This window comes from Caballeronia sp. 11_S32, from assembly GCF_056930355.1.
This window is the reverse complement of sequence record NZ_JBXOWH010000003.1, coordinates 897,174-912,344: the sequence shown is the minus strand read 5'-3', so window position 1 is coordinate 912,344 and position 15,171 is coordinate 897,174. Positions and strand designations below refer to the sequence as shown.

Annotated in this window: 16 protein-coding genes; 10 read left to right on the top strand and 6 right to left on the bottom strand. The window is 65.2% G+C overall.

Annotation, left to right across the window (positions count from 1 at the left end; genetic code table 11):
• Nucleotides 1-365: 365 nt before the first annotated feature.
• The 3 genes from AC1Z32_RS15900 to AC1Z32_RS15890 are packed head-to-tail and all read right to left on the bottom strand — an operon-like array spanning nucleotide 366 to nucleotide 2,293.
• Nucleotides 366-752 (bottom strand): hypothetical protein, encoded by a 387-nt coding sequence (locus AC1Z32_RS15900; protein WP_483479537.1) that lies wholly within the window; start codon nucleotides 750-752, stop codon nucleotides 366-368.
• Nucleotides 753-770: 18 nt separating this feature from the next.
• Entirely contained in the window at nucleotides 771-1,364 is a 594-nt protein-coding gene (locus AC1Z32_RS15895; protein ID WP_483479536.1) for a hypothetical protein, read from the bottom strand.
• Nucleotides 1,361-2,293, bottom strand: a complete 933-nt coding sequence (locus AC1Z32_RS15890; RefSeq protein WP_483479535.1) for a peptidoglycan DD-metalloendopeptidase family protein — start codon at nucleotides 2,291-2,293, stop codon at nucleotides 1,361-1,363. Before AC1Z32_RS15890 ends, AC1Z32_RS15895 begins: the two co-directional genes overlap by 4 nt.
• A gap of 377 nt (nucleotides 2,294-2,670) precedes the next feature.
• Between AC1Z32_RS15890 and AC1Z32_RS15885 the strand changes: the two genes are divergently transcribed.
• A complete protein-coding gene (locus AC1Z32_RS15885; RefSeq protein ID WP_483481647.1) occupies nucleotides 2,671-2,922 on the top strand; it encodes a GlsB/YeaQ/YmgE family stress response membrane protein in 252 nt (83 codons plus the stop codon).
• Between the two features lie 58 nt (nucleotides 2,923-2,980).
• Here AC1Z32_RS15885 and AC1Z32_RS15880 read toward each other — a convergent pair whose 3' ends face one another.
• A complete protein-coding gene (locus AC1Z32_RS15880) occupies nucleotides 2,981-3,640 on the bottom strand; it encodes a DedA family protein (RefSeq protein ID WP_483479534.1) in 660 nt (219 codons plus the stop codon).
• A 206-nt stretch (nucleotides 3,641-3,846) separates the two neighbouring features.
• Here AC1Z32_RS15880 and mutL point away from each other — a divergent pair, with 206 nt between their 5' ends.
• Both mutL and miaA read left to right on the top strand, forming a co-directional pair.
• A complete protein-coding gene (gene mutL / locus AC1Z32_RS15875; RefSeq protein WP_483479533.1) occupies nucleotides 3,847-5,799 on the top strand; it encodes a DNA mismatch repair endonuclease MutL in 1,953 nt (650 codons plus the stop codon).
• Nucleotides 5,796-6,743, top strand: a complete 948-nt coding sequence (gene miaA / locus AC1Z32_RS15870) for a tRNA (adenosine(37)-N6)-dimethylallyltransferase MiaA (RefSeq protein ID WP_483479532.1) — start codon at nucleotides 5,796-5,798, stop codon at nucleotides 6,741-6,743. The genes mutL and miaA overlap by 4 nt, the downstream gene beginning before the upstream one ends.
• 59 nt (nucleotides 6,744-6,802) lie before the next feature.
• Here the strand turns inward: miaA and purM are convergent, their stop codons facing one another.
• A complete protein-coding gene (gene purM, locus AC1Z32_RS15865; RefSeq protein WP_483479531.1) occupies nucleotides 6,803-7,858 on the bottom strand; it encodes a phosphoribosylformylglycinamidine cyclo-ligase in 1,056 nt (351 codons plus the stop codon).
• Nucleotides 7,859-8,098: 240 nt separating this feature from the next.
• Between purM and hda the strand changes: the two genes are divergently transcribed.
• The 7 genes from hda to AC1Z32_RS15830 all read left to right on the top strand — a co-directional run bounded on the left by hda (nucleotide 8,099) and on the right by AC1Z32_RS15830 (nucleotide 13,797).
• A complete protein-coding gene (gene hda, locus AC1Z32_RS15860; protein ID WP_483479530.1) occupies nucleotides 8,099-8,938 on the top strand; it encodes a DnaA regulatory inactivator Hda in 840 nt (279 codons plus the stop codon).
• An 11-nt stretch (nucleotides 8,939-8,949) separates the two neighbouring features.
• Nucleotides 8,950-9,636 (top strand): histidinol-phosphatase, encoded by a 687-nt coding sequence (locus AC1Z32_RS15855; RefSeq protein WP_483479529.1) that lies wholly within the window; start codon nucleotides 8,950-8,952, stop codon nucleotides 9,634-9,636.
• On the top strand, nucleotides 9,629-11,197 hold the full coding sequence (gene pcnB / locus AC1Z32_RS15850; protein WP_483479528.1) for a polynucleotide adenylyltransferase PcnB: 1,569 nt from the start codon (nucleotides 9,629-9,631) through the stop codon (nucleotides 11,195-11,197). Before AC1Z32_RS15855 ends, pcnB begins: the two co-directional genes overlap by 8 nt.
• A 78-nt stretch (nucleotides 11,198-11,275) precedes the next feature.
• Nucleotides 11,276-11,842, top strand: a complete 567-nt coding sequence (folK, locus tag AC1Z32_RS15845; RefSeq protein ID WP_483479527.1) for a 2-amino-4-hydroxy-6-hydroxymethyldihydropteridine diphosphokinase — start codon at nucleotides 11,276-11,278, stop codon at nucleotides 11,840-11,842.
• Complete coding sequence (locus AC1Z32_RS15840) at nucleotides 11,839-12,519, top strand: deoxynucleoside kinase (RefSeq protein WP_483479526.1); 681 nt, start codon at nucleotides 11,839-11,841, stop codon at nucleotides 12,517-12,519. The genes folK and AC1Z32_RS15840 overlap by 4 nt, the downstream gene beginning before the upstream one ends.
• Before the next feature lie 36 nt (nucleotides 12,520-12,555).
• On the top strand, nucleotides 12,556-13,371 hold the full coding sequence (gene panB, locus AC1Z32_RS15835) for a 3-methyl-2-oxobutanoate hydroxymethyltransferase (protein ID WP_483479525.1): 816 nt from the start codon (nucleotides 12,556-12,558) through the stop codon (nucleotides 13,369-13,371).
• Nucleotides 13,372-13,497: 126 nt separating this feature from the next.
• Nucleotides 13,498-13,797, top strand: coding sequence for a hypothetical protein (locus AC1Z32_RS15830; RefSeq protein WP_483479524.1), 300 nt, complete (start codon nucleotides 13,498-13,500; stop codon nucleotides 13,795-13,797).
• Between the two features lie 50 nt (nucleotides 13,798-13,847).
• Here AC1Z32_RS15830 and AC1Z32_RS15825 read toward each other — a convergent pair whose 3' ends face one another.
• The gene (locus AC1Z32_RS15825) at nucleotides 13,848-14,780 is read right to left on the bottom strand and encodes a copper resistance D family protein (RefSeq protein WP_483479523.1); all 933 of its coding nucleotides are present in this window, start codon (nucleotides 14,778-14,780) and stop codon (nucleotides 13,848-13,850) included.
• Nucleotides 14,781-15,171: the final 391 nt, after the last annotated feature.

Below are 15,171 nucleotides of genomic sequence, written 5' to 3'. Positions count from 1 at the left end.
TGAGATCAGGGCTTTCCCCTAATGCGCTTATCATTCTGCGAATGTGTTTGCGAGCGTACATTCCGAGGAATCGACGTTCGCAATACTTATTCCAGCGCACGGGGGGAAGCAGCAAAACGCGCTGAGAGACCGAAAAACAGGATGGGCGGCACTCGGCCGGGTCGTGGGTAAAAGTAGAGCGCAACAATAAAAACAAAGCGCGAGCTTTTGCCAACGGCGCGGCGAGTCGCAGGCGAAGGAAGCCGGCGTCCCGACAACGAAACTCAAAAGCCGGCATTCGCCGGCTTTTTCTTTTGCCGCGTCGGTGCGCGATGCACGATTCGACGGAGGCACTGGCCGCAGCGCTGAACGGCGCCTGAACCGGATCAGCGGATACCGGCGAACAACGTGCGCGCGCATTGCGCGCACCAGTGACGCGATACCGCGCCGGGACGAGCGTCCCACTCATGGCCGTACGCGCATCGCCAGGTGAGCGGCGTCGCGGCGTCCACGTAGCGGCGCGAAAGCAGCGCGCCGCCGCGCTCCCCCGCCAGGTCGCGCAGGCGCCTCGTCTCTCTTTCGCGCCGCTCCGCCGTACAGTTCATGCAGCGCACGTTCCGATCGACATCGAGCGTTTTGTCCCAGCTATGACCGCGGCCGCACTCCCAGCGCATCAACAGATGCTCGTCGGAATCCTCGAATGCCTGCTCGCGATAACGCGCTGCTTCGTCCATCAGACGGAGGCGCGTATCGCAGATAACGGAATCGCTCATGGTTCGTGAGATGGTGGATCAGCGCTGGCCGCCGCGGATCGCTTCGGACCGCGATGTGGTCACGACCGTCCCGTCGGGACCGAAGTGCGCGTTGAACATCGCGTCCTGATTCACGCCGTCCTCCAGCCAATGCCAGCTCCAGACGCGCTCCTTCTTCAGGCGATATTCCGCGATCTCGGTCGGCTTGCCGAGCAGGCGGCGGGCTTCGTCCATCGTCATGCCGGGCCGCACCTTCGCGAAATTCTCGGCGGTGAGCACTTGCGTCACGGAGACGAAGAGACCGTCGGAGTCGATATCGACCATGTAGGTGTTCGTTCCGGCCGGGCCGCGCGGATATTCGAGGCGCTTCGATCCGTCCGTGAACTTGCGCTCCGTTTCCGGCTCGCCCATCTGTTCGCGGATCTGCGCCTCGGTCGTCACGCCCGGCTGCAGATTCTTGAGCAGCAGGTTGTCCGGCTTCACCGCATTGAAAAATGCCTTGAGCTTGTTCAACGCTTCCTCGCTCTGCTGCTGATCGCAGCCGGTCAACGGCAGCGCCAGCGACGCCGCGGCCAGCGCGGCGAACACGATCTTCCTCACCTTCAACTCCCTTCTTGCCGGCGTGCGAATCATCCGCCCGCCGCGCCGAGCAGCGGCACCGGATCGACGGCCGCGCCGGATTTTCTCACTTCGAAATGCAGCGCCGGCGTGCCGCTCGGCCCGGTGCCGATTTCCGCGATCGTCGCGCCCTGCTTGACGGTGTCGCCTTCCTTCACGAGCAGTTTTTCGTTGTACGCGTAGGCGGTCAGATAGTCGTTGCTGTGCCTGACGATGATCATGCGCCCGTAGGAACGCAAGCCGCTGCCCGCGTACACCACCTTGCCCGACGCCGAAGCCTTGACCGGCTGTCCGACCTTGCCCTCGATATCGATGCCCTTGTTGCCGCTCGCGCCGAACTTGCGCACGACTTCGCCGTGCGCGGGCCAGACGAAGGTGCCCTTGGGCGCGGTGGCGGCAACCGCGGGTTGACGCTCTTCGGCCACCGCGGGCTTCTCGGCCGCAGGCTTCTCCGCCGCGGGTTTCTGCGCCGCCGATTTCTCCGGCGTTGGCAGCAGTGGCGGCTGCGCCATCTTCGATGTCGCGGGTGCCGCGGCCGTGGTACTCGCCGCCGACGCCCCCGGCGGCACGACGCGCAACGTCTGTCCGATGTTCACCTGCCTGCTTTCAGGCAGATTGTTCCACTTGGCGAGATCGGCGGGTTTCTGCTTGAAGGTGCGCGCGATGCCGTAGAGCGTATCTCCCGGTTTCACACGATAAAACCCCGGCTCGGCAGGCGCGGCGGCCGTCGGGCCGGGCGCAATCAGCGGCGCTGGCGTGACGTTCGGCGGCGTGACCTGCGCGACCGGCGGCGTATTCAGTGAGTTCTCGACGATCGGCGCCGGCGTGCGCGGCGTCGATGTACATCCCGCCAATCCCGCGACCACCCCCGCCACCATCGCCGCGCAGGCGACCGCCCCCTTGGATCCGAAACCTTTCTTGTGCATCACCACCCGCTCTCTCATGCTTGTCGTCTTGAACTTTTCAATCTGTCGGCCACGTCCCGCGCGGCGTCTCCGCTCGTCCTGCGAAACACCTAATTTCTGAGAAAACACAACCCCGCCAGCATAAAACATTACAGACGCAAATTCGTCCCAGTGACCTAAACGACACACTTCGGACACTGCCGACGAAACCGTTTGGCATTCTAAATTTTTGACGTATACCGCGGGGCCCATGCGCCGCCTGTGGCGCGACGGACGAATGCCTCGCGGCATCGACAATCCTTGACAGTTGCCGTGCCCGCCCGCCGGTCATTTCCGCTACATTCCCCGCGCCCGGATGCAGGTTCCGCCTGCATCCCGCAACTCACATCTCACAGGAGTTTAAGCGTATGCACCTCATGCAACACGGCATCATCCTCAGCCTGATCATCGGCGGCGTAGCAGGCTGGCTCGCCGGCCTCATCATGAACGGCAGCGGCTTCGGCGTGATCGTCGACATCATCGTCGGCATCGTCGGCGGGGTGATCGGCGGATGGATCTTCGGCACGCTCGGCATCTCGTTCGGCGGCGGCATTCTCGGCACGCTGATCACCGCCGTGATCGGCGCGGTGGTGCTGCTATTCATCATTCGCCTGTTCCGCCGCGGCTGAAGCGGCTTCAGGACGCCCGCGCGGCGCCGCACGGCGACCGCGCGGGCATCGGCTCACCTCAAGCCTTCGAATTGCGACGGCTCATCTTCCACAATGCGCCGATCGCGATCGGCACGACCGCCGCGCCGATCCCCACCAGCACGATCACGTTCAGATACTGCTTGATGAACGGAATGTTGCCGAAGAAATAGCCGAGCAGCACCAGCAGCAGCACCCAGATCAGCGCGCCCATGATGTTGAAGAGCTGAAAGCGCGTGTGACTCATCGACGACACCCCCGCGACGAACGGCGCAAAAGTGCGTACCACCGGCACGAAACGCGCAATCACGATGGTCTTGCCGCCATGCTTCTCGTAGAAGTTATGCGTCTTTTGCAGCGCCGCGCGGTCGAGAAAGCGTTCGAGCACGGGAATGTTCGTGTCGAATACCTTCGGCCCGATCGCGCGGCCGATCCAGTAATTCACCGTGTTGCCGGATATCGCCGCGATGAGCAGCAGCGCGATCAGCGCGAACAGATCCATCTCATGCGACGCGGCGAACGCGCCGCCGATGAAGAGCAGCGAATCGCCCGGCAAAAACGGAAACACGACGAGCCCGGTTTCGCAGAACACGATCAGGAACAACACCGCGTAGACCCAGGCGCCGTAATTCTGGATGAAGACACCGAGCGACTTGTCGATGTGAAGGATGAGTCCCAGGAATTGCAGCAGCGTGTCCAAAAAGCTTTCCTCGAATAAAATTGCGCCGGCGCCGGAAAAAAACCGGCGCGCGGCAATGAATATGGGAGTCGCGCCATGATACCGAAGTGACGCGTCGCGTCGGTTAAAAACCCGCATCCAGGCGCCATCCCGCAGCGCGTTGGCGGACATGAACGGATGCCCGGGCGCGCGACGGGCGGCAGCTTGCGAATCGCTATAATTTCGCCATGGCCGATCTCAACGAACCCTCCGCCGGCGCTTTGACAGCCGACGGCGCGCGCCGTTCGCGCGTCATTGCCCCGCTGCCCGACCAGCTCATCAGCCAGATCGCCGCGGGCGAAGTGGTGGAGCGGCCGGCATCGGTCGTCAAGGAACTGCTGGAAAACGCGCTCGACGCGGGCGCGACGACGCTGCGCATCACGCTCGACGAAGGCGGCGTGAAGCGCATCGTGGTGGCCGACGACGGCTGCGGCATCCCGCCGAACGAACTCCCGCTCGCGCTGATGCGCCATGCGACCAGCAAGATCCGCTCCCTCGCCGAGCTCGAAGCCGTCGCCACGCTGGGATTTCGCGGCGAGGCGATCGCCTCGATCGCCTCGGTGGCCGAGCTGTTCATCACGAGCCGCACCGAAAGCTGCCCGCACGCGACGCGCATCGACGCGCAGACGGGCGCGATCTCGCCCGCTGCGGGCACGGTCGGCACGACGATGGAAGTGCGCGAGCTGTACTTCAACACGCCCGCACGCCGCAAGTTCCTGAAAAGCGAGCAGACCGAGCTCGGGCATTGCCTCGAGGTGATTCGCCGCGCGGCGCTCTCACGGCCGGACGTCGCGATTTCGGTGATGCACAACGGCAAGGCGGTCGAGCACTGGAACGCGAGCGATCCGCAAACGCGCGTCGCGAAGATTCTCGGCGAAGTTTTCGAAACCTCGCATCTGCCGCTCGACGAGCGCGCCAGGCCGCTCGCCGTGTACGGCTGCGCGGGCTTGCCGACCGCGAGCCGGGGCCGCGCCGACCAGCAGTATTTCTTCGTGAACGGCCGCTTCGTGCGCGACAAGCTGCTCACGCACGCCGTGCGCGCCGCGTATGAAGACGTGCTGCACGGCAACCGCTATCCGGCCTACGTGCTGTTTCTCGATCTGCCGCCCGAGTCGGTCGATGTGAACGTGCATCCGTCGAAGATCGAAGTGCGTTTTCGCGATTCTCGCTCGATTCATCAATACGTCTTCCACGCGGTGCAGCGCGCGCTCGCGCGGCACGCGGGCGCTTCGCCGGAGACGACATCGGGCGGGCACGCGGCGCAACTGCAGCCCACCGGGCCGGCGTCGTTCAGTGCGAAGCCCTTCGTCGGCACGCCGGACACGCTCAATCTGAAGAGTGAGAACGGCACCTCGTGGATGCGCCAGTCGCGCATGACGCAAGGCACGCTGCCGGTCGCGCAGCCGCTCGCGCTGTATGACGCGCTCTTCGGCCGCAAGGATATCGGCGCGGGCACGCAGAGCGCGACGACAACCGTCGACACGCCTTATCCGACGTTAGACGAACGGCCATCTGCGCCGCTCGTGGCGAACGACAGCGCGCTCGATCACGCCGATGAGCAACCGCTCGGCTTCGCCGTCGGCCAGATTCACGGCATCTATGTGCTGGCGCAGAACGCGCGCGGGCTCGTGATCGTCGACATGCACGCCGCGCACGAGCGCATTCTCTACGAGCAGTTCAAGCACGCGCTCGCCGATCGCGCGATCGCCGTGCAGCCGCTTCTGATTCCCGTGTCGATGACGGCCGAACCGGTCGAGATCGGCATCGTCGAGGAAGAGCGCGACACGCTCGATGCGCTCGGCTTCGATCTCGCCGTGCTCTCGCCGACCTCCATCGCGATCCGCGCCGTGCCCGCGCTCCTGAAGGACGCCGACCTGCAATCGCTCGCGCGCGCCGTGCTGGCCGATCTGCACGCGTACGGCGGCTCGCGCGTGCTCACCGAGCGTCAGCACGAACTGCTCGGCACGCTCGCCTGCCACAACGCGGTGCGCGCGAACCGCCGGCTCACGCTCGACGAGATGAACGCGCTTTTGCGCCAGATGGAAGCGACCGAGCGCGCCGATCAGTGCAATCATGGCCGTCCGACGTGGTATCAGCTCACGCTCGCCGATCTGGACCGCCTTTTCATGCGCGGACAATGAGCGACTCCGCTTTGACTGTGGCCTGTCTCCTCGGGCCGACCGCATCGGGAAAGACAGCGGCGGCGCTCGCGTTCGCGGCGCGGCATCCGGTCGAGATCGTCAGTGTGGATTCGGCGCTCGTCTATCGCGAGATGGATATCGGCACGGCCAAGCCGAGCGCCGGGGAACGCGCGGCGGCGCCGCATCATCTGATCGACATCATCGATCCGGCCGATACGTATTCCGCCGCGCAGTTTCGCGCGGATGCGCTGCGGCTCGTCGGCGAGATCGTCGCGCGCGGGAATGTGCCCTTGCTCGTCGGCGGCACGATGCTGTACTACAAGGCGCTCACGCAAGGGCTGAACGACCTCCCCGGCGCCGATGCCGACGTGCGCGCCGCGCTCGACGCCGACGCCGCCCGCGACGGCTGGCCCGCGCTGCACGCGCGGCTCGCGGCGGTCGATCCGGCAACGGCGGCGCGTCTCGCGCCGAACGATTCGCAGCGCATCCAGCGCGCGCTCGAAATCTTCATGCTCAGCGGGCAGCCGATGTCCGCGCTGCTCGCCGCGCCACGTTCCCAGGACGCGGATGCGCCGTATCGCTTCGTGCCGGTCGCGCTGGAGCCTTCGGATCGCGCGGTGCTGCATGCGCGCATCGCCGCGCGCTTCGATGCGATGCTCGCGCACGGTTTCATCGACGAAGTTCGCGCGTTGCGTGCTCGCGGCGATCTGAACCTGTCGATGCCGTCGATGCGTTGCGTGGGCTATCGGCAAGCGTGGGAATACCTCGACGGCGCGACGAGCTACGACGACATGCGCGACAAGGGCGTGTTCGCGACGCGGCAGTTGTGCAAGCGGCAGCTGACGTGGTTGCGGGCGATGCCGGAAAGGATCGTGGTGGATTGCTGCGCGGGGGATGCGACGCAGCGGGCGGTAGAGGCGGTGGAGCGGATAACGCGCACATAGCCTCCAAAACAAAAAACCCTCGCACTCGGCGACGGTTTTTGCTCTACGACACGGCGATGTCAGACCACCACCGTCTGCGCTTCGCCTTCCTTGCTCTCGCGCACGACGCCGATCTTCCACACCTGCTCGCCTGCGCCCGACAACAAACCGATAGCCGCATCGGCATCTTCCGCCGCGACGATCACCGCCATCCCGATGCCGCAGTTGAACACGCGGTGCATCTCCGCGTCCGCGACACCGCCGTGCTTCTGCAGCCACGCAAAAAGCGGCGGCAGCGGCCACGCGCGATGATCCAGCTCAGCGGTCAGCCCTTCGCGCAGCACGCGCGGAATGTTTTCGACCAGACCGCCGCCCGTGATGTGCGCCATGCCCTTCACCGTCACGCTCTGCATCGCCGAGAGCAGCGACTTCACGTAGATGCGCGTGGGCGCCATCAGCGCGTCCGCCAGCGTGCGGCCGTCGAAATCGGCGTTCAGATCCGGGTTCGCGCGCTCGATGATCTTGCGCACGAGCGAATAACCGTTCGAATGAATGCCGCTCGACGCAAGGCCGAGCACGACATCGCCCGGCTTGATCGTGCTGCCGTCGATGATCTTGCTCTTTTCCACCGCGCCGACCGCGAAGCCCGCAAGATCGTACTCGCCATCCGGGTACATACCCGGCATTTCCGCCGTTTCACCGCCGATCAGCGCGCACCCGGCCAGCTCGCAACCCGTTGCGATGCCCTTCACGACGTCCGCCGCCGTGTCGACATCCAGCTTGCCGCACGCGAAATAATCCAGGAAGAAGAGCGGCTCGGCGCCCTGCACGAGGATATCGTTCACGCTCATCGCGACGAGATCCTGGCCGACGGTGTCATGCCGGTTCAGCGTGAACGCCAGACGCAGCTTCGTGCCGACGCCGTCCGTGCCCGACACGAGCACCGGTTCCTTGTACTTCTTCGGCACCTCGAAGAGCGCGCCGAATCCGCCGATGCCGCCCAGCACGCCGTCGCGCAACGTCTTCTTGGCAAACGGCTTGATGCGATCGACGAGCGCGTCGCCCGCGTCGATGTCCACGCCCGCGTCGCGATACGACAAACCTTGGGCGTCAGAGGCGGATTTCGGTTGATTCATGGAGGGGAGTGCTCGAAGGTCGGTAAAATGCGATTTTACCCGATGATGACCGGCCAACCGGATTTCCCGCGCGCGGGAAACACCGCGAAGGCGCCCTTTTCAGGATAAAGACGGATCGAGCGGCCGCCCGCGCGACGAGGGCAAGGAGCGGCCAAAGGCAGCTTCGCGCGCCACGGCCCGGCTGGTCCGTTCATTTTCAAGATATTACCCGGCTCGAAGCCCCGACGACATCGATCTCCCGTGCAACGCCAACTGACGCTCGATCTGGGCACGCCGCCGCCCGCCACCTTCGACAATTTTTTTGCCGCCGGCAATCATGAACTGGTCGCGCGCCTGCGCGAGCTCGAAGGCGCGCTCGCGGCCGGGCCGGTCGCGGACCGCACGTTCTACGTGTGGGGCGAGCCGGGCAGCGGCCGCAGCCACTTGCTGCAGGCGCTCACGCACGAGGCGAACGGCCACGCGCGCTATCTGAGCCCGCAAAGCGCGCTCAACGCGTTCGGCTTCGATCCGCGCGTGACGCTCTACGCCGTCGACGATTGCGACCGCCTGTCGCCGGCGCAGCAGATCGCGCTTTTCAACCTCTTCAACGAAGTCCGCGCGTATCCGGCGAGCGCGCTCGTCGCGACCGGCAACGACGCGCCGCTCGCGCTGACCGTGCGCGAGGACCTGCGCACCCGGCTCGGCTGGGGTCTCGTGTTTCATCTGCAGCCGCTTTCGGACGACGCGAAGGCGTCGGTGCTGAAGCACGCGGCGCGCGAGCGCGGCATCGTGCTCGCCGAAGACGTGCCGGGCTATCTGCTCACGCATTTCCGCCGCGACATGCCGAGCCTGATGGCCCTGCTCGACGAGCTAGACCGCTTCTCGCTCGAGCAAAAGCGCGCCGTGACGCGCCCGCTCCTGCGCGCGATGCTGCAGCAGACCGGCCGCGCGACGCCGCTCGTTCCCGTGACCTCCCAGGAGCTCGCAAGCGATGCACCGACCGATGCAGCCACCGATGCACCGACCGATCTGCTCGGCGATCCGCTCGGCCCCGATTCCAGCCCGGCCACGCCGGACAACGCTCCGACCCGCTTCAAGTAAAATGCGCACCCATGAACCTCGCCCTCTTTGATCTCGATCACACGCTCATTCCCACCGACAGCGACCACGAATGGGGCCGCTTCATGGTGAAACTCGGCATTGTCGAGGGGGAATCCTTCGCGCGTCAGAACGACGCCTTCTACGCCGATTACAAGGCGGGCGTGCTCGACATCAACGCGTACCTGCACGCGATGCTCGCGCCGCTCGCGAAATACTCGCGCGAGCAGCTCACCGACTGGCACGCGCAGTTCATGCGCGAGGTGATCAATCCGCGCATCGTCCCGGCTGCCGTCACGCTCGTGCGCGAGCATCAGGACAACGGCGATCTCTGCTGCCTCGTCACCGCGACGAACGCGTTCATCACCGCGCCGATCGCGGAAGCCTTCGGCATCGAGACCCTGATCGCGTGCGAAGTGGAAACCGTCGACGATCATCCGCAAGGCGCGCTCACCGGCCGGCCGAGCGGCACGCCGAGCTATCGCGAAGGCAAGATCGTGCGCGTCGAAGCATGGCTCGCAACGCTCGGCAAGAAGCTCGGCGACTTCAAGCACAGCTATTTCTACAGCGACTCGCACAACGACATTCCGCTGCTCGAGCGCGTCACCGATCCCGTCGCGACCAATCCCGACGACACCCTGCGCGCGCATGCGCGAGCCAAAGGCTGGCGCATCCTGAATCTCTTCGACACACGTGATTAAAAAACTCATCCGCAAGCTGTTCGGGCAAGACAGCGCCGATTCGATCGAAGGCGCGGCCAACGACGATCCGACTGCTTCCTCCGAAGCCAAACCCGCCCGCAAAAGCCCGCGCAAGAAAGCCGCCGCGCCCGTGAGGCGCGACCCGAACGTGCCGGTCATCCTGTCGTCGGACATTCATGGCATCGATCCGTCGCTGATCTCGAAGAACGCGATTCGCGTGACCGAAGGGCTGCAGCAGGCCGGGCACCGCGCGTTCATCGTCGGCGGCGCCGTGCGCGATCTCCTGCTCGGCGTCGCGCCGAAGGATTTCGATGTCGCCACCGACGCCACGCCCGACCAGGTGCAGAAGCTCTTTCGCCGCGCGCGCATCATCGGGCGGCGCTTTCAGATCGTGCACGTGCAGTTCGGGCAGGAGATCATCGAGACTTCCACGTTCCGCGCGCTGATGGATGTCCCTCCGGAACCGTCGGCTGAACCGCCGCGACGGCTCAAGCGCGGCGAGCTCGACGGCCGCACGCATGCCGTCGACGCGAGCGGACGCGTCCTGCGCGACAACGTGTGGGGCGAACAGCACGAAGACGCCACGCGCCGCGATTTCACCATCAACGCGATGTACTACGATCCGGCCACGCAAACCGTGCTGGACTATCACGACGGCATGGCCGACATCCGCGCGCGCCTCTTGCGCATGATCGGCGACCCCGCCACGCGCTATCGCGAAGATCCTGTGCGCATGCTGCGTGTCGTGCGCTTCGCGGCGAAGCTCGGCTTCGAGATCGACGAGGCCACGCGCGCGCCGATCCAGGATCTCGCCGACCTGATGAACAACGTGCCGGCCGCGCGTCTCTTCGACGAGATGCTGAAGCTTTTGCTCTCCGGCCACGCGCTCGCGTGCCTCACGCGTCTGCGTCAGGAAGGTCTGCATCACGGCGTGCTGCCCTTGCTCGATGTCGTGCTCGAGCAGCCGCACGGCGAGAAGTTCGTCACGCTCGCGCTCACCAGCACCGATGAACGCGTGCGCGCGAACAAGCCGGTATCGCCGGGCTTCCTGTTCGCCACGCTGCTGTGGCACGACGTGCAGACGCGCTGGCAGCAATTCACGGCGAACGGCGAGTATCCGGTGCCCGCGCTGCATCGCGCGATGGATGACGTGCTCGACATGCAGACCGAAAAGCTCGCGATCCACAAGCGCTACTCGTCGGATATGCGCGAGATCTGGGGTCTTCAGCATCGGCTGGAAAAGCGTGGCCGCAGCGCGCTGAAGCTGCTGGAACACCAAAGATTCAGAGCGGGGTATGATTTCCTGCTACTGCGTTGCGAATCGGGCGAGCTCGATGCGGCCATCGGTCAATGGTGGGGCGATTTCATCGACGGCGATCACGCCGCGCGCGAAGCGATGTTGTCGCAAGGCGGCAAGGACCGCAGCGCGCCAAAGAAGCGGCGCCGTCGCAGCAATGCGAAGCGCCGCTCGGGCGAGCCGGCGGAGCAGACCGCGCAAGCAGACGAAGGCGACTCGGTATCCAGTGCGGCGAACAAGCGCGAAGGCGCCGACAACGAATAACGCCGGTTTTGGTTACAGTAGCGAAGAGCAATTTCGCTTTCCCGCTTTTCGCTGTGACCCACGCGTAGGACTTCTGCCATGACGATTGCTTATCTGGGCCTGGGAGCGAATCTCGGCGATGCGCGCCAGACCCTGAAAGACGCAGTCGTGTGTCTCGCCCAGCAGCACACGATCACCGTGCTCGCGAAATCGAGCCTCTATCGCACCGCGCCGATCGATGCATCGGGCGACGATTACTTCAATTGCGTCGTCAAGCTCGAGACGAGCCTGCCCGCGCGATCTTTGCTGCGCCTGTGTCATCACATCGAGTTGCAGTTCGGGCGCGAGCGGCCCTATCGCAACGCGCCGCGCACACTCGATCTCGATATCCTGCTGTACGGCGCATCGAGCATCGACGAAGCGGATCTCGTCGTGCCGCATCCGCGCATGACCGAGCGCGCCTTCGTGCTCGTGCCGCTCGTCGAGCTCGAGCCCGATCTCATCCTTCCGCAACGCGGCCGCGCGGATGCCTTCATCGCAGGCGTTGCCGATCAGCGCATCGAGAAGGTTGCCACGTGCCAGTGCATGGTCGGTACGCAGGCGCGCGACACGAACGCCGACGCGAACCCGACTTCCGCCCCATCCAACAAGACAGACTGCCGATGAGCGTTCCGCCACTCACCGTCACCGCGCCGCAGTTGCGGCCGCCGCACCGCTATATCGCCATCGAAGGGCCGATCGGCGTCGGCAAGACCACGCTCGCGACGCTGCTCGCCGAACGCTGGTCGATGCGCACGCTCTTCGAGCGAGCGCAGGACAATCCGTTTCTCGAGCGCTTTTATCGCGACACCACGCGTCACGCGCTCGCCACGCAGTTGTGCTTCGCGTTGCAGCGCGCATCGCAGACGAAGGAAGCCGCCGATATCGTCACGAGCGGCGCCACGTTGATGACGGACTTCCTCACGCAAAAGAGCGAGCTTTTCGCGCGCCTCACGCTGCCGGACGACGAGTTCCAGTTGTACAGGGACGTCGCCTCGCACATTCGTTCGAGCGGGCCCGCGCCCGATCTCGTCATCTATCTGCAGGCGAGCCCGGAAGTGCTGTTCTCGCGCATTCAGAAACGCGCGCTGCCCATGGAATTGCAGATTTCGGATTCGTATCTGCGCGCGCTCTGCGATGCTTATAACGAGTTCTTCTACCACTACGACGCAACGCCGTTGCTCACGGTGAACGCCGAGCACCTGAACCCGCTTGCATCGGATGAAGATCTCGCGCTCCTGGTCGAGCGCATCGAGACCATGCGCGGACGCAAGGAATTCTTTGTCAAAGGCGTATCGGTCTGATCTCGTCTCCCGGCTACTCTCTCTAGTGAAACGATCATGACGTATCTGCAGGAAACGAATCGCTCGACGATCACCGTCCCCAAGCTCCAGGCCATGCGCGAGGCAGGCGAACGCATCGTGATGCTCACATGCTACGACGCGAGCTTCGCCGCGCTGCTCGAGCGCGCGGGCGTCGATGTCATGCTGATCGGCGACTCGCTCGGCAACGTGCTGCAAGGTCATGGCACGACGCTGCCCGTCACGATCCACGACATCGCGTATCACACGGCGTCGGTCGCGCGCGGCAACCGGAGCGCGCTCATCGTCGCGGACATGCCGTTCGGCACCATCGGCTCGAAGGAAGACGCCTATGCGAACGCCGTTGCGCTGATGCGCGCGGGCGCGCAGATGGTGAAGATCGAAGGCGGCGAATGGCTCGCGGAAACGGTGCGCTTTCTGGTCGAGCGCTCGATTCCGGTGTGCGGCCACGTGGGGCTCACGCCGCAATCGGTGCATGCGTTCGGCGGCTTCAAGGTGCAGGGCAAGTCCGAAGCGGCCGCCGAGCAGATGAAGCGCGACGCCATCGCGCTGCAGGAAGCGGGCGCGCAACTGCTCGTGATCGAAGCCGTGCCGACATTGCTCGCACGCGAAGTCACGCAAGCGCTCGCGATTCCGACCATCGGCATCGGCGCGGGCATCGACTGTTCCGGGCAAGTGCTCGTGCTGCACGACATGCTCGGCATCTTCCACGGCAAGCGGCCGCGGTTCGTCAAGGATTTCATGCAGGGCCAGCCGAGCATCTTCGCGGCCGTCGAAGCGTATGTGCGCGCAGTGAAGGAAGGCAGCTTCCCCGGTCCCGAGCACACATTCTGAGCGTGCTGAAGGGGCGCCGGGCGCGCCCCTCGATGTCTGCGCCCACGATCTGCGTTTTCTCGTACATACTGGCGAGCTTCTTGCGCATATGCTTGCCAATAGTCACCGACAAAAGCGAGAACGATCATGTGGCACACCCTCCCCGATGAATACGTCCGAGCGCAGCTTGCGGTCGGCTCGCTCGTCGCGCTGGGCGTTGCGCGCGTGGTGGCCGCCGGCGTCGGCGCTCAGCACGGCTGGCGCATCTCGGCGGTGACGCGCTGGTTCATCGGCGCGGCGGTCGTGTTCTGCCTGCCGCAATTGCTCGAAGTGATCTTCATCGCCGATTCGCATACGGCGTTCGTCGAGTTGCAGGGCAAGATCATCGGTTGCGCGGTGGCGCTTTTTTGCGCGCCGATCGTCAGTCACCGACTCGGATACGAATAGGCGCGCTCGCAACTTGTTTCGCCGTCCAGATCAGCCCGGCGGCGCACGCATCAATTCATAAGCGCCGAGCCCGGCACGCTGTGCGACAGCAACGCCGCTGCCACGAAAACACCCGCCATCATCACCGCCTCGATCCGCATCACGTTGATGACCGTGTGCGCGTCCATCGTCGATGCCGAGCGTTGCAGGCGCGGCAGCGCGGACCAGCGATTGAGCGCGCCGAACGCGAGCGCCGCCGCGATCAGCACGATTTTCACGATCAGCGCGTGACCCCAGGTGCTCGCGATCAGCACCGAGGGCGAGCCACCAACGCCCCGCCACGCATTGAAGACGCCCGTCAGGACGACGAATGCCACGGCGATCGCCGCCGCGCGCGACATCCGCGCGACCGTGCGGATCAGGAACGCGCGCGCCACCGACGTATCGAGCGCCGGCAGCACGAACGCCCCCGCGATCACGATGCCGCCCCACACGCCCGTTGCGAGCAGATGAAGCGTCTGGACCGCTTCGGCAACGGAGAACGCGCCCGCATCTGCGGCATGGCCGATCGCCGACTTGCCCGCCGCGACGATCAGCGCGGCGAGTCCCACCCATCCGATCCGCGAAGCCGATAGCGAACCGCCGCCCGCCGCCGCGAACGACAACAGCACGCTACCCGCCAGCGCGACGGACCAGCCGATGCCCGCATGCGTGCCCGTCGCGACGAGCCACAGCGACGCGCCCGCCTCGGCGAGCGGCGCACCGCTCATCGCCGCCGACTGCAGCCACAGCGAGACGAAGTTGCACAGCACCAGAGCGGCCGCGGCGGCCAGGCCGCCTCGCGCCGCGCGCCGCCAGCCGCGCTGCGCGGGCGAGACCGGAGCGAACGCCTGTTCGCGGGACAGCCACGCGTTCAGGAGCAACGCGCCGAGCGCAGTTGCAAAGGCGATGTCGGCGAGCGCCGCGAACGCGGTTTGAGCCAACCAGAGAGGATCGTCGTTCATCATGCGGAACGGGTCGCGGCGTGAATGCCGGTCGCCGAAGCGGAGGTCATCGAAGAGAATTTGCGGAGTCTAAACGAACGTCCACGGTGCAGCACAACATCGAACGCGCGCGAAACGCCTTGAATTTTTGCCGGACGCTTCCGAAACTGCATGAAGCACATCGGGATGGCGGTGCTCATTCAGGTCGAATATTTGTCGAAACGCAATGAAGCGCGCCTGCCTCCGAGGTTCGTCGCGGGCGGTCAATAGCCGCGCGGCATATTGTCGCGAATGCGCTGCAGTGGGACTTAGAGCGAGATTGTGTCAAATAGTCATCATCATGCATCGATGATAGAATGCCGCGTCGCATCAGAGGCTCGTCGAGCCGCTGTGGCCGTGGTCCGCCACCCAC